This window comes from Streptomyces sp. NPDC002623, assembly GCF_053592635.1.
The window spans coordinates 69,961-83,558 of the sequence record NZ_JBSFWB010000017.1; the positions used below are offsets into that span (position 1 = coordinate 69,961).

At 72.9% G+C, this 13,598-nt stretch carries 14 protein-coding genes; 4 read left to right on the forward strand and 10 right to left on the reverse strand.

The window, feature by feature from the left end:
* Positions 1-100: 100 nt before the first annotated feature.
* Entirely contained in the window at positions 101-1,273 is a 1,173-nt protein-coding gene (locus ACWD4O_RS28495) for a thiolase family protein (protein WP_451284088.1), read from the reverse strand.
* Between the two features lie 98 nt (positions 1,274-1,371).
* Here ACWD4O_RS28495 and ACWD4O_RS28500 point away from each other — a divergent pair, with 98 nt between their 5' ends.
* From ACWD4O_RS28500 to ACWD4O_RS28510, 3 genes are read left to right on the forward strand one after another with little or no spacing between them, the layout of a single operon-like run.
* Positions 1,372-2,496 (forward strand): acyl-CoA dehydrogenase family protein, encoded by a 1,125-nt coding sequence (locus ACWD4O_RS28500; protein WP_451284090.1) that lies wholly within the window; start codon positions 1,372-1,374, stop codon positions 2,494-2,496.
* A gap of 24 nt (positions 2,497-2,520) precedes the next feature.
* Positions 2,521-3,285, forward strand: coding sequence for an SDR family NAD(P)-dependent oxidoreductase (locus tag ACWD4O_RS28505; protein ID WP_451284092.1), 765 nt, complete (start codon positions 2,521-2,523; stop codon positions 3,283-3,285).
* Positions 3,286-3,293: 8 nt separating this feature from the next.
* The gene (locus ACWD4O_RS28510; RefSeq protein ID WP_451284094.1) at positions 3,294-4,052 is read left to right on the forward strand and encodes an SDR family NAD(P)-dependent oxidoreductase; all 759 of its coding nucleotides are present in this window, start codon (positions 3,294-3,296) and stop codon (positions 4,050-4,052) included.
* A 37-nt stretch (positions 4,053-4,089) separates the two neighbouring features.
* Here the strand turns inward: ACWD4O_RS28510 and ACWD4O_RS28515 are convergent, their stop codons facing one another.
* The 9 genes from ACWD4O_RS28515 to mftA all read right to left on the reverse strand — a co-directional run bounded on the left by ACWD4O_RS28515 (position 4,090) and on the right by mftA (position 11,870).
* Positions 4,090-4,830, reverse strand: a complete 741-nt coding sequence (locus tag ACWD4O_RS28515) for a hypothetical protein (RefSeq protein WP_451284096.1) — start codon at positions 4,828-4,830, stop codon at positions 4,090-4,092.
* A gap of 58 nt (positions 4,831-4,888) precedes the next feature.
* The gene (locus ACWD4O_RS28520) at positions 4,889-5,467 is read right to left on the reverse strand and encodes a flavin reductase family protein (RefSeq protein ID WP_451284097.1); all 579 of its coding nucleotides are present in this window, start codon (positions 5,465-5,467) and stop codon (positions 4,889-4,891) included.
* Complete coding sequence (locus ACWD4O_RS28525; RefSeq protein WP_451284099.1) at positions 5,464-6,645, reverse strand: hydroxylase; 1,182 nt, start codon at positions 6,643-6,645, stop codon at positions 5,464-5,466. Before ACWD4O_RS28525 ends, ACWD4O_RS28520 begins: the two co-directional genes overlap by 4 nt.
* A 63-nt stretch (positions 6,646-6,708) precedes the next feature.
* The gene (mftF, locus tag ACWD4O_RS28530; protein WP_451284100.1) at positions 6,709-8,163 is read right to left on the reverse strand and encodes a mycofactocin biosynthesis glycosyltransferase MftF; all 1,455 of its coding nucleotides are present in this window, start codon (positions 8,161-8,163) and stop codon (positions 6,709-6,711) included.
* Entirely contained in the window at positions 8,160-8,981 is an 822-nt protein-coding gene (gene mftE / locus ACWD4O_RS28535) for a mycofactocin biosynthesis peptidyl-dipeptidase MftE (RefSeq protein ID WP_451284102.1), read from the reverse strand. The genes mftF and mftE overlap by 4 nt, the downstream gene beginning before the upstream one ends.
* A 2-nt stretch (positions 8,982-8,983) precedes the next feature.
* On the reverse strand, positions 8,984-10,216 hold the full coding sequence (mftD, locus tag ACWD4O_RS28540; RefSeq protein WP_451284104.1) for a pre-mycofactocin synthase MftD: 1,233 nt from the start codon (positions 10,214-10,216) through the stop codon (positions 8,984-8,986).
* Complete coding sequence (gene mftC, locus ACWD4O_RS28545; RefSeq protein ID WP_451284106.1) at positions 10,209-11,441, reverse strand: mycofactocin radical SAM maturase; 1,233 nt, start codon at positions 11,439-11,441, stop codon at positions 10,209-10,211. Before mftC ends, mftD begins: the two co-directional genes overlap by 8 nt.
* Positions 11,438-11,713 (reverse strand): mycofactocin biosynthesis chaperone MftB, encoded by a 276-nt coding sequence (gene mftB, locus ACWD4O_RS28550; RefSeq protein WP_450952674.1) that lies wholly within the window; start codon positions 11,711-11,713, stop codon positions 11,438-11,440. Before mftB ends, mftC begins: the two co-directional genes overlap by 4 nt.
* A gap of 10 nt (positions 11,714-11,723) precedes the next feature.
* Entirely contained in the window at positions 11,724-11,870 is a 147-nt protein-coding gene (mftA, locus tag ACWD4O_RS28555; protein WP_451284108.1) for a mycofactocin precursor MftA, read from the reverse strand.
* A 123-nt stretch (positions 11,871-11,993) separates the two neighbouring features.
* Here mftA and mftG point away from each other — a divergent pair, with 123 nt between their 5' ends.
* A complete protein-coding gene (mftG, locus tag ACWD4O_RS28560; protein WP_451284110.1) occupies positions 11,994-13,577 on the forward strand; it encodes a mycofactocin dehydrogenase MftG in 1,584 nt (527 codons plus the stop codon).
* The last annotated feature ends 21 nt before the right edge of the window (positions 13,578-13,598 follow it).

Consider the following 13,598-nt stretch of genomic DNA (forward strand, 5'->3'; position numbering starts at 1 on the left):
GCGCACCGCGCAGCCTTCAGGGACGCGGGGAACTGCGCGACCGGCCACAGCGGACCCGCGCCCGACCGCTGGACCGTCACGCCCTCACACCGTCACACCGTCACACCGTCAGGACCATCGCCGAACCCATGCCGCCGCCCGCGCACATGGCCGCGACCGCGATCCCGCCGCCGCGGCGGCGCAGTTCGTGCGCCAGGGTGACGACCATCCGGGTGCCCGTGGTCCCGATCGGGTGGCCGAGGCTGCATCCGCTGCCGAACGGATTGACCCGCTCCGGATCGAGTCCCAGCTCCCGGGTGGCGGCCACGGCCACTGCGGCGAACGCCTCGTTGACCTCGAAGAGGTCGACGTCGTCGACGCCCAGCCCGGCCCGGTCGAGGGCCTTGCGGATCGCGGCGATCGGCGCCAGCCCCGTCTCGACGGGGTCGACTCCCACGCTCGCCCAGGCCCGTACGGTCGCGAGGGGAGTGAGCCCATGGGCGGCGGCGAGGTCCGCACCGGCGACGACGACCGCGGCCGCCCCGTCGTTGACGCCGCCGGCGTTGCCTGCCGTGATGGAGAAGCCGTCGATCTCGGGGTGCAACGGCTTGAGCGCCGCCAGCTTCTCCCGGCTGGTGTCGCGCCGCGGATGCTCGTCGCTGTCGAACACCGAGGTCGCCCCGTCCCTGCCGGTGACCTCCACGGGCACGATCTCGTCGGTGAACCGGCCCTCGTCGACGGCGTGTACGGCCCGCTCGTGGGAGCGCAGCGCCCAGGCGTCCATCTCCTCCCGGGTGAGACCGAGGAGTCGGGCCGTGTTCCAGCCGACGAGGACCCCCATGTCGTTGTTGGGCGCCTCGGGCGTCGGGACATGGGACGGCGGCATCCAGGGGTCCTGCCAGTCGTCGGTGCCCGGGATCCGCCACCGGGCCACCGGCGCCGTGGACGACGAGTGCGTGCCGCCCGCGACGACCACGCGGTCCATTCCGGCGCGCACGCTCGCGGCGGCGGTCGCCACGCTCGCCAGGCCGGAAGCGCAGTGCCGGTTGTTCGCGAGCCCCGGGACATGCGTCAGCCCGGCCCGGAGCGCCGCGTACCGGGCGATGTCGCCGCCTCCGGCGAGCGATTCGCCGAGCACGACGTCGTCGATCGTCTCAAGGAGCAGCCCGCTGCGCCGGGCGGCCTCGCGCACGACGAGGGTGGCGAGGTCGAAGGAGCTGGTGTCTCGCAGGGCGCCCCGTCGGGCGGTTCCGATCGCGGTGCGGCAAGCGGACAGGAGTACGGCGTCAATCATGAAATTCAGCGTACTCAATTAAGCGGTCGCCCGTAAGTACAGGCGGTGGTTGAGCAGTTCACCTCGACCCTGACATGAAAAGAGGATACCTTGTTGTGATGGACTTCGAGCTCAGCGAGGAGCAGGCCATGCTGCGCGAGGCGTCGCGCGCCCTGCTGGCGGACCGGGCCCCGATCGAGCGCGTCCGGGCATGGCTGGACGCCGACCAGGACGTCGACCCCGATGTGTGGCGGCTGATGTCGGACCTCGGGTGGCCCGGACTGGCCGTGCCCGAGGAGTACGGCGGCGCGGGCCAGGGTGTGGTGGAACTCGCGCTCGTCGCGGAGGAGATCGGGCGGGCGCTCGGGCGGGGTCCGATCGTGCCCACCGCGATCGTCGGCCGGGCACTCGCCGCCTGGGGGCCGCCCCGGCTGCGGGCCGAGGTGCTGCCGGCGCTCGTGGCCGGATCGGACCGGGCCACCTGGGCCTTCGCCGAACCTCGCCTCCCGTGGACACTCGACGGCGTCCGGTCCACCGCCCGCGCCGACGGCGACGCGTTCGTCCTGGACGGGGTGAAGACGGCCGTGCAGGACGCGGGCGGTGCCCGCCGGCTGCTCGTCACCGCACTCCACGACGGCGTCCCGGCGTCGTTCCTCGTCGACCGCGAGGCCCCGGGGGTCACGGTCCGGCGGCAACGCGTCCTCGACCCGACCCGCTCGTTCCACGAGGTCCGGCTGGCGGGCGTACGCGTCCCGCGCGAGCGCCGCCTCGGCTGCGGACCCGCCGAGATCCAGCGGCTGCTCGACGAGGCGTCGCTGCTGCGGTGCGCCGACGCGCTCGGGGTGATGGACCGCATGCTGGAGCTCACGGTCGAACACACCCGTGCCCGGGTGCAGTTCGGGCGGCCGATCGGCGCGTTCCAGGCCGTCAAGCACGCGTGCGCCGACATGGCGCTGCTCGTCCACGCCTCCCGCGCCGCCACGCACCACGCGGCGATGGCGGCCGACGCCCGCGCCGACGACGCCGCCCGGGCGGCCTGTGCCGCCGCCTCGTACGTCTCGGCCGGGGCCGGCGAGGTCGCGGGCCGGGCGCTCCAGCTGCACGGCGGCATCGGCTTCACCTGGGAGCACGACCTCCACCTCCACCTGCGCCGCGCCAGGGCCGACAGCGTGCTGTACGGCGACGCCGCCGTACACCGCGACCGGCTGTGCGCTCTCCTGCGACCGGTTCCCGCGTCCGCCTGAGCAGAAAGATCCGAAAGGTTCCCGATGGAGATCAAGGGCAAGAAGGCCGTCGTGTTCGGCGGCGCCTCCGGCATGGGCCGGGCCACCGCCGAACTGCTGGCGGCCCGCGGCGCCGAGGTCGCCGTGCTCGACCGTCCCGCCTCGGCCGGGAAGGAGGCAGCCGCCGCGTTCGGCGGGAGCTTCCACCCCGTCGACGTGACCGACTTCGAGGCGACCGCGAGCGCGTTGGACGCCGCCGTCGAGGCACTCGGGGGGCTGCATGTGTCGGTCACGACGGCGGGCGGCGGCAGTGTGCGGCGCACGCTCGGCAAGGACGGGCCGCACGACCTGGAGACCTTCCGCCGGGTGCTCGACCTCAACGCCGTCGCCACCTTCAACATCAGCCGGCTGGCCGCCGCGCACATGAGCCGCAACGAGCCCGAGGAGCCCGACGGCGAACGGGGCGTCATCGTCAACACGTCCTCGATCGCCGCCTTCGAGGGGCAGATCGGCCAGGTCGCCTACTCGGCGGCCAAGGCGGCGATCGCCGCGATGAGTCTCACCATGGCCCGCGATCTCGGCTCGCTCGGCATCCGTGTCGTGGCCATCGCGCCCAGCCTGTTCGAGACGGGCGCCACCGAGAAGATCCCCGCCGAGACGCGGGCCGCACTGGTGAAGGACGCCGCGTTCCCACGACGCCTGGGCCGACCGGTGGAGTACGCCAAGCTGGCCCTGGCCGTCGTCGACAACCCCATGCTGAACGGCCAGTGCCTGCGCCTCGACGCCGGCCAGCGCTTCGGACCGAAATGAGGTTCACCATGCCCGACACCACAGAGCACCGGGGCAAGGTCGCCCTCGTCACCGGGGGCGGCCGAGGCTTCGGCAAGGCGTTCGGCGACGCGCTGTCGGCCCTCGGCGCGCATGTCGTGCTCGCCGACATCGACGGCGCGGCCGCGACCGAGGCGGCGGCGGAGCTCACCGCCAAGGGCCGCAGCGCGAGCGGGGTCGCCTGTGACGTGGCCGACGAGGCCGCGGTCGACGCCGTCGTGCGCGAGGTCGCCGAACGTCACGGCGGACTCGACGTCCTGGTCAACAACGCCGGCCTGCACGCCGCCTACAACAGACCGTTCACCGAACTCGGCCTGACCGCCGTGCGGCGGGTGTTCGACGTCAACGTCATGGGCGTCGTCATCTGCTCGCTCGCGGCCCGGGAGGCGATGAAGGGCCGCGCCGGCGCCTGCATCGTCAACATCTCGTCGGCGGCGGCCTACGCGAACCGAAGCGTCTACGGCGTGTCCAAGCTCGCCGTGCGAGGGCTGACCGTGTCCTTCGCCCGCGAGTTCGCCGCCGACGGCATCAGGGTGAACGCGATCGCGCCCGGGCTGATCCTCACCGACACGGTGCGGGCCCAACTGTCCCCGGCCGAGGCCGACCGTGTCCTCGGGGAGCAGATCCTGCGGCAGGCGGGCCGGGAACAGGACATCGTCGAGGCCCTGCTGTACCTGGTCTCGTCGAAGGCGTCCTTTGTCACAGGGGAGACGCTGCGCGTGACGGGCGGATTCGCGCTCTCGGTCTAGCCGCAGGCGTGTCGGGCCGCAGACGTGTCGGGCCGTTCTACACGGTCACCGGTTCGTTCTCCGGCTTCCCGGCCAGTTCCTGCTCCTCGTTCGTGATCGCCTTCAGCAGCACGTACGGCGTGGCGATCTTCCACAGGGCGTACGCGATCGAGGGGACGATGTTGGCGAGCAGTCCGTTCCAGGCGAGCGGCCCGTCCTGGTTGAGGAAGACGAACGCGCCCGGGATGAGCGTCACTCCCAGCACGACGCTGAGCCAGCCGTACCAGCGTGGGAAGAGCGGCTTCTCCCGGGTGTGGTCGATGAACGCGGCGTATCCGATCGACCAGACCTGGAGGACGAATATGCAGGCGTTGCCCACGAACATGAGCCAGAAGGTGTCGACCATCGCGGTCAGGACGTCGACGGAGTGGGCCTCCGGCCGGTAGGCCGCGGCGGCGAGGATCGCGAGCGGGAAGAAGAACCCGATCGGGGCCACCACGCCCGTGGTGAGCTGGATCATGGACAGCAGCCCCCAGCCGCCCTCGACCCGGCGCAGCTGCATGCTCGTCACGACGACGTACGGGTACTCGAACGGGACGAGCAGAACCATCAGGGCGACACAGGTGAGGATCCCCGTGCGGTGGTCCTTGAGGAAGGCGACGACGTCCTCGGGGCTCTCCGTCGGGCTCATGGGCGGCGTGAGATGGCCCACGGCGAACGCGACGAGGAATCCCACGAAGAGGATGACGCCACACCACGCCGACACTCTTTGAAGTCTTATGTGCAGGTCTTTCTTCATTGCGGCTCCCTTGTGTGCCGACCGGTTTCCACCGGTGTCTATCGGTGTCTATCGGTGTCTACCGACCGATCTCGTCCCAGCCGACGAGCCTGTCCATGAGCACGGTCGTGCTCGACAGGTAGTCGCCGTATCCGCTCCGGAAGAACAGCAGCGGAGTCTTCATCGACTCGACGCGCAGGTCCCGTACCCGCCCGACGACCAGCAGGTGATCGCCGATCTCGACGACCTGCTCCACCGTGCAGTCGACCCAGGCGACGATGCCGTCCAGCACGGGATTGCCCAGGCCCGACGCCTGCCACGGCGCGCCCTCGAACCGTTGCCCGGCCGGACGCGTCGCCAACTGCCGTGACAGGCGTTCCTGGTTGCCCGCGAGCGCGTTGGCGCAGAAGCGGCCCGCGGCCCTGATCGTCCGCAGGGTCGTGGAGGAGCGGTCGGCGAGGAAGGACACCAGGGGCGGGTCGAGCGACACCGAGGTGAAGGTGCCGACGACCATGCCGTGCGGCCGTGCCTCGCCGTCCGTGGTGGTGATCGCGACCACGCTCGTGGGGAAGTTGCCCAGGACTTCGCGGAACCGTCGCCCGTCGATCGCATGCGCGTCCGCGTCCGCCGTCCGGGAGTGCGTCGCGCCCTCGCTCATATCAGGATGCGCATCGACTCGGGCAGCTCCAGGCCCATCGCGGCCAGGGCGTTCGAGTGGTAGGCCGCACCGGGGACGTGGATCATGTGCCCCAGTCCTGCGTGCGCGTCCCGCCAGAACCTCTGCATCGGGTTGCTGCGCCGCATCGCGTTCCCGCCGGACCGCGCGAAGATCTCGTCCAGGGCGGAGACGGCCCGCCAGGCACAACGGACCTGGTTCCGGCGTACGTTGGCCCGGTCCTCGATGGTGATGGGCTTGCCGGCCTCGACCTGGTCGTACAACCGGCTGATGCCTTCGATCAGTTGCACCCGGGAGGCGGCGATCTCCGCAGCGGCCTCGCCGGCGGCGTAGAGCACGTACGGGTCGTCGCGCACCTGGACGCCGGTCACGGCGACCCGGTCCTTCTGCTGGGCCAGGTGGAGGGCGAGCGCACCCTCGCAGATGCCGATGACCGCGGCGGTGATGCCGAGCGGGAACATCGAGCTGAAGGGCAGCTTGTACAGGGTGTCGGTGAGGCCGATGGCCTCGGCGGCGGCGCCGTTCTGGACCGCCTCCTGCTTGATGACACGGTGTTCGGGAAGGAACGCCTTGTCGACGACGACGTCCTTGCTGCCGGTGCCGGAGAGCCCGACCACGTCCCAGGTGCCGTCGATGATCTCGTAGTCCGAGCGGGGCAGCACCACGTGCAGAACCGTGATGGGCCCGGCGGGCTTCCCCTTGCCGTCCCCGAGGAAGGCGCCGAGGAAGTCCCACCGGCAGTGGTCGCTGCCCGAGGAGAACGGCCAGCGTCCGCTGAGGACATAGCCGCCCTCCACCGGGTCGGCGATGCCGTTGGGCATGTAGGGCGAGGCGATCCAGGTGTCGGGATCCTCGTCCCACACCTCGTGTGCGAGCCGGGGGTCCATCTGGGCCAGTTCCCAGGGATGCACCCCGACGACACCGCTCACCCAGCCCGCGGCCCCGTCGTACCGCGCGACCTCCATCACGGCTTCCGCGAAGTCCCGGGGATGGGCGCCGAACCCGCCGAACTCCTTGGGCTGCAGCAGCCGTACGACCCCTGCGGAACGGAGCAGTTCGACGGTCCGGTCGCTCAGCTTGCCGAGTGACTCGTTCTCGTCGGCGAGCGCGGCCAGTTCGGCGCCCAACTCCTCTACACGGCCGACCACTTCATGCGTCACTCCGCACACCTCCTGGTGACTGATCCATCGCCTGCGCCGCGCGTCGCCGGCGGCGGGATGGCCTCAGTGTCGGGGCGCTGGACGGGCCCCCGCTGGGCACTTTCCGCTGACCGGGACAGTGCGTCGGCCTCGGCGCGTGACGCGGGGGCGCAGTGCGGCGACGGAGCGGCCCCGCAGGGCGGAGAGCCATACGCCGGCGCCGTAGGAGAGGTCGTCGAGGCGGCGGGCGATGCCGTAGCGGAGGGGGTCGAGAGTGGCCTGATCACGTCGGTACTCGAGTGCGGCGTCGGCCAGGGCGGCGACCGCCGTGGCCCGGCGCACCCGGCGGGACATCATGCAGCCGACGGCGGTGAGCGGCCACCAGTGGCGGGTCAGCAGTGCGGAGGTCTGTGTCAGGGTGCCCAGCGCGCCGTTGACGGTGAGCCGCACGGCCAGCCGGCCGGGGTGCCGGGTCCCGTCGAGCTTGCGGGCGATGCGCACGGCGACGACGCCGAGGACGGCCCCCGCGACCGGCGCCGACCAGCGCCGCTGGGCGAGCAGCGCGGCGGCGAACGCCGTGCTCCACGGGGCGAACACGGCGGGTGCGATGCAGTCGGGGTGCCGCGCGGCGAGGGGCTGGGCGCCGGTGCCGTAGACGGCCTTGCGCAGCAGCCAGTCCCCCAGGCGCACGCGGTGTTCGTGGGCGGCCCGGACGGTGGGCTCGTAGCGTACGCGTCGGCCCGCTTCGATCAGCCGCCAGCACAGGTCGACGTCCTCACCGACCCGCATGCTCTCGTCGAAGCCGTCCGCCAGCGCGTCGACCCGCGCCACGACACAGGCCGAGGACGCCCACGAGACAGGAGTCCCGGGTCGTACCGAGGCCGGGTGGGCGCCGAGGTCGAGCGAGGACCGGGAGTTCTCGTACCGTTCGATCCAGGTCGTGGCGGCGGCGGTGGACAGGCCGGTGATGCGGGGGACGGCCAGGGCGACCCGCGGGTCGGCGAAGTGCCGGAGCAGGGTGGGGACCGTGTCGGGGTCGAGCACGATGTCGGAGTCGGCGAACACCACGTACGGGGTGGTGACCAGGCGCAGCCCGGCGTTGCGCGCGCCGGCGGGTCCGACGTTGGCGGGCAGGGCGACCAGGTGCGCACCGTGGTCGGCGGCGACGGCCGCCACGGCCGCCGGGTGCCGTGAGGCGTCGTCGACCACGATCACGGGGGTGTCCGTGCCGATGCTGCCCAGCAGCCGGTCCAGTTGACGCGCCCGGTCGCGGACCGGTACGACGACCGTGTACCGGGGGTCGGCGGGCGTCGGGAGCGCGGCGACGACGGGATGGGCCATGCCGGTGTCGAGCAACCGGTCGGCGAGGAGCGCGCTCGCCGCGTCCCGCACGGGGAGCGTACGGCCGACGAGCAGTCCACGCGCCCTCGGGGTCAGCTTCAGCAGCCGGGTCGGAAAGCCGCCCAGGAGGGCCCGGCCGTCGTCGACCACCCGGGTGTGCCGGTCGAGCTCGACGACGAAGCCGAGGGGAAGCGTCATCGGCGTACGGCCTGCGGCGAACCGGATGAACCGGACGACCCTGATGGCCCGGATGAACCGGGCGTGCCGGATGTGCCGGGCGGGCGGCCGGGTTCGGTGAGGCGGCCCCGGTCGTCGACGGTCCAGTCGGTGATCCGGCGGACGGTCGCGGACACCGTCGCGTCCATTGCCCGGCGTCCCTCCTCTGCGCAGGCTCCGGCGGGATCGCCGAGCACGCCGGAGGGCGAGACCGCGCGGACTCCGAGCGCCATCAGGTCCGGCAGGAGGACGGCGAGCGGTCGTGTGTCACCGGCGGTCGCGCGGTCGAGTCGTACCCGCTCGGGCGCCAGGTGCAGCATCAGCGAGGTCTCGGTGCGGCCGGCGTGCGCGTCGCCGCCCGGCACCGCGCAGCCGGTCCAGGCGAGGTCGTGGCCCTCGGCGCGCAGCTGAGCGACGGCCGAGTCGAGGGCGGCCGCGTTGCCGCCGTGGCCGTTGACGAACACGACGCGGCCCGCCCACAGGGACAGCGAGCGGGCCAGTTCCACGATCACCGCGTGCAGCGCCTCGTGCCCGATCGAGACGGTCCCCGGGAAGTGGGCGTGTTCGCCGCTGGCGCCGTAGCCGAGGGGCGGCGCGACCGCCGACGGGCCGTACGGTCCCGTGGCGAGGGTGTCGGCGGTGCGCCGCGCGACGGCGTGGGCGACGACGGTGTCGGTGTCGAGCGGCAGATGCGGTCCGTGCTGTTCGGTGGACCCGACCGGAACCAGGACGAGCGCGCCGGACGGCACGGCCGGCCAGACCGTGTCGGCCAGCGCTCGGGACGCGGCCTGCTCCGGCATGCTCAGCCGACCGGCGCCCCGGCGCCGGCCGGGGTCGTCGCAGGAGCCGTCGGCACGTCCGCGCCGCCCAGGGTCAGCGGGAAGCCCGGGGGTATCACCAGGTCCGCGGGCCCCAGTTCGTGGACGGAGGAGTGTCCGAGGCCCAGGACGGCCGAGTCGAGCCCGCCGCGCATGATGTCCAGCACGTTCTCGACGCCGGCCTGTCCGTTCGCCGCGAGGCCCCAGAGGTAGGCACGGCCGATGAGGACCGCGCGGGCGCCCAGGGCGAGCGCCTTGGCCACGTCGCCGCCACGGCGGACACCGCCGTCCAGCAGGACTTCGACCTGGTCGCCGACCGCTTCCACGATGGACGGGAGCACCCGGACGGTGGCCGGCGTGGTGTCCAGGTTGTTCCCTCCGTGGTTGGACACGGACAACGCCGACACACCGGCGTCGACCGCCCGCTTGGCGTCGTCCACCCGGGTCACGCCCTTGAGGAGGAACGGGCCGCCCCACTGCGCACGCAGCCATGCGACGTCCTCCCAGGTGGGGGGCGGTGTCTGCATCCACTCGCCGTAGGCGCCGAAGAAGGTGGGGGCCGGGCTGCCGGGAGCGCTCAGGTTGGGCACGGTCAGGTCGGGGAGCCGGCCGGACCTGGCGTACTTCCACAACCAGCCGGGCCTGGGCAGCACATCGGGGGCGAACCGCAGCATGGCCTTGAGGTCGAGCTTGTCGGGGATGGCTGGGCTGCCCCAGTCGCGGCCGTGGGAGAAGGACCAGTCGAGGGTGACGATGAGCGCCTTGGCGCCGGCCGCCCTGGCCCGGTCCATGCGCTGCACCATGGTCTCGCGGGTGCCGCTCCAGTACAGCTGGAAGAAGACGTCGGCCTCGGTGGCGGCGACGTCCTCGACGCTGCGGCTCGCGAACGAGCTGAGGCCCATGACGACGCCCCGGCTCGCGGCGGCGCGAGCGACGGCGACCTCGCCCTCGGGGTCGACGGCCTGCACGCCGGTCGGCGAGATCAGCACGGGCAGCGCGGTGGGCACCCCGAGCACGGTCGTGGACAGGTCCCGGTCCGCGTGGTGGCCCACGACCCGGGGGGCGAAGCCGAGTTCGGCGAAGGCGGCGAGGTTGGCGTCGAGCGTGCGGCCGCGCTCCGAGCCGGCGACGAGCGCGCCGTACACCGAGCCGGGCAGCCGCCTTCGGGCCCGCCGCTGTGCCTCGGCGACCGTCTCGAACCAGGCGTTCCTAGGCATGTGCCGTGTCCTTGCTTCCGGTAGGTGTTCCGGTCGGTGTGAGGTCCAGCCCGGCCAGCGGGTTCTCGTCGCAGGCGCTCACCGGCGGCCGCGGGGTGAGGACGAGGTCCACGGGGGCGCGCCGGGAGTGGTCGCCGGAGGGTCTGGGCGCCCGGGTCCGGTCGCGTCGGGCCAGCTCCCGCTCGCCGTGGCCCTGGACGCACTCGGGGTCGGGGCCGTCCAGCGGGAGCCCGGTGAAGAACTTGGCGGCCATGCAGCCGCCCTTGCAGGTGTCGTAGAACGCGCAGGACGCGCAGGCGCCGCCGTGCTGCGGGGCGCGCAGCCGCGCGAACAGTTCGGCGTCGCGCCAGACACCGCGGAAGCCGCCCTCCTCGCGGACGTTCCCGGCGAGGAAGTCGTCGTGGATCGCGAACGGACAGGCGTAGACGTCGCCGACCGGGTCGATCAGGCACACGACGCGTCCGGCGCCGCACAGGTTGAGGCCGGGCAGCGGCTGCCCGTAGGCGGCGAGGTGGAAGAAGGAGTCGCCGGTCAGCACGTCGTCGCCGTGGGCCGACAGCCAGTCGTACAGCTCGCGTTGCTGCGCGGCCGTGGGGTGCAGCTCGTCCCAGACGTCGGCGCCGCGCCCGGAGGGGCGCAGCCGGGTCAGGCGGAGCTGGGCGCCGTAGCGGTCGGCGAGGGCCTTGAAGGCGTCGAGCTGGGGGATGTTGTGCCGGGTGCAGACCACGGAGATCTTGAAGTTCTGCATCCCCGCGGCGGCCAGGTTCTCCAGCGCCCGGAGCGCCGTCGTGTACGAACCCGGCCCGCGTACGGCGTCGTTGACCTCGGCGGTGGCGCCGTCGAGGGAGATCTGGACGTCGACGTAGTCGTTGCGGGCGAGGCGCTCGGCGGCTTCGGGGGTGATCCGCACCCCGTTCGTGGAGAACTTCACGCCCACGTGGTGGGCGGTGGCGTGGTCCAGGAGTTCCCAGAAGTCCGCGCGGACGGTGGGCTCGCCGCCGCCGATGTTGACGTAGAAGACCTGCATGGCCTCCAGTTCGTCGATGACGGCCTTGGCCTCGGCGGTGCTCAGTTCGCGCGGGTCGCGGCGGCCGGAGCTGGACAGGCAGTGCGCGCAGGCGAGGTTGCAGGCGTAGGTGAGTTCCCAGGTGAGGCAGATCGGCGCGTCGAGCCCTTGCTCGAACAGGTCGACCAGCCGTGGCATACGGGTCGTGCGGGCGCTCATGGGGTCCTTCCGACGACCATCGACGACTGGACGAGGGCGGCGAGGGCCCGGCCGTAGCGAGGCAGCTCGTCCTCTGCAAGACCCGCGGCCCGGCAGGCGGCGCGCGCCGTGGGCTCGTGGGCGAGGGCCTGGACGACGGCCAGGAGCCGCCGGTCCTTGAGGAACGAGAGCCGGCGGGTACCGAAGTGGTAGAGCAGCGCGCCGAAGGGTTCCGGCCGCACCGAGACCTGCGGATGCAGGCCCCAGGCGCGGTCGAGGTCCATCTCCGTCATGCGGCGGCGCCTAGTAGACGCCGCACATGCCGTCGATGGAGATCTCCTCCAGGAGATCCTCGGCTTCGATCAGCGGGGCCATGTCCGCGGCCCGATCGGCCTCGGACTCCGTCTCGGCGGCGGCCCCTTCGGGCAGGGCGGTGCGGAGCTCGTTCATGCGACTCTCCCTCGGCATCGGCGACCGACGGTAGGTCACCGGCAGGCCGCGTACGTGCGCCGGTCCCGGCCAGTGGAACGGGCCGTTGCGCGGTGCGGTCACCGTGTGTTGAATCCCTGGCCCATGGAGCCGACCGAGCACGGGCGCGGCCGGGCACGCGCCCCGGACGTCATCGTCGTGGGCGCCGGGGGCAGCGGCGCCGCCCTCGCGGCCCGGCTCAGCGAGGACCCCGGCCGCACGGTCCTGGTACTGGAGGCGGGTCCGGTGCCGCGGCAACCGTCGGCGTTCGCACCCGGGTTGCTGGACGCACGGCTCGTCCCCGGCGCACAGCCGGGACACCCGGCCCTGCGGCCGTACGCCGTGCACCTCACGCCGACGCGTCCGTACACGGTCGTCCGGGGGCACGGGCTCGGCGGCTCGACGACCGTCAACGGCGGGTACTTCGTCCGTGCCCGGCGCGACGACTTCGACCGCTGGGCGGCCGTGGGCGGCGCCGCCTGGTCGTACGAGCGGGTGCTGCCGTTTCTGCGCGCTCTGGAGACCGACCTCGACCACGGCGCCGATGCGCTGCACGGTGATCGCGGGCCGGTGGGCGTACGCCGCACGGAGCTTCGGCATCCTGCCGCCGTCGCGTTCCGGGCGGCCGCCCGCCGGCTGGGCTTTCCCGCGGAGCCGGACAAGAACGCCCAGGACCCGCCCGGATTCGGACCCGTGCCGTCCAACGCCGTGGACGGCGTGCGCGTCAACACCGGTATCGGCTACCTGCTGGGCGCGCTCGGCCGTCCCAACCTTCTGGTGGAAGGGGACAGCACGGTCCTGAGGGTCGTCGTCGAGCGTGGTCGCGCGGTCGGCGTGCTGGTGGAGCGAGACGGACACCGCGCAGTCGTCCTCGGCGGCGAGATCGTGCTCTGCGCGGGCGCGTTCCGCTCCCCTCACCTGCTGCAGCTGTCGGGGATCGGTCCGCGCCGCGCGCTCGAGGCCCTCGGCGTCCCCGTCGTCAGGGACGCGCCCGCCGTCGGAGCCCGGTTCGGTGACCACCCCCAGGTGGTCCTGGAGTGGGTGCCCCGGCGGCCCCTGCCGGAGCCCTCGGGCTCGTGGCTCGGCGGCGTCCTGCACCTGTCCTCCTCGGACGGGGGTCACCCGGGCGATCTGGAGATCCTGCAGTCCCTCGTCCCCATGGCCGGGCTGACGAGCGGGAGGGTGTCCGTTCCCGGCGCGCCCCTCGCGCCCCTCGCGTTCCTCGTCTCCGTCCAGACCCCGCGGCTGAGCGGCCGGATGCGCATGCTTTCCGCCGATCCCACGATGCCTCCGAGCCTCGACTACGGCTATCTGTCGACGGCACGGGACCGGCGACGCCTGCGCGAAGCGGTCCGTGTCACCGCCGAGTCGGTCGGCACCGACGACTTCGCGGAGCTGACGGATGGGCTCACGGAACCGGTCGCGGAAGTGCTGGACGACGACCGTCTGCTCGACCGGTGGATCCTCGGACGGCTCGGCACGTCCCACCACACCTGCGGCACGGCGCCCATGGGGCCCGACGACGATCCGCGGGCCGCCGTCGACTCCTACGGCAGGGTGCACGGTGTCGCGGGACTGCGGGTCGCGGACACGTCCATCCTGCCCGCGCCCCCGTTGCGGGGCCCGGCGGCCACCGCCGTCCTCATCGGCGAGGTCGTCGCCGACGCCATGCGACGCGGCCTGACGTGAACCGGTCCGGTCGCACCGCTG